Here is a 289-nt window from a genome sequence, read left to right on the forward strand (position 1 = left end):
GGTTTTGTACCACGCCTTTAGAAAATTCCATCTGATGCACTTTGCCATCGCGACGGATAGTCAGCTTCAGCAATTTGGACAGCGCATTCACGCAGGAGACACCCACGCCATGCAGGCCGCCGGAGACTTTATAGGAGTTCTGATCGAACTTACCACCGGCATGCAGCTCGGTCATCACGATTTCTGCAGCGCTGCGCTTAGGATCGTTTTTGTCATCCCACTTAATGCCAGTCGGAATACCACGGCCATTGTCGGTGATGGAGATCGAGTTATCCGAATGGATGGTGAC

The 289-nt window shown here is 51.9% G+C and carries 1 protein-coding gene; it reads right to left on the minus strand.

The features are described from left to right. Positions 1–289: ATP-binding protein (locus KDM89_RS21780; RefSeq protein ID WP_230428022.1), on the minus strand; the 289-nt coding region annotated here is incomplete at both ends.

The sequence above is a fragment of the Cognatundibacterium luofuense genome (assembly GCF_018139685.1).
In the GTDB taxonomy this organism is placed as follows: Bacteria; Pseudomonadota; Gammaproteobacteria; order Burkholderiales; family Burkholderiaceae_D; genus Undibacterium; species Undibacterium luofuense.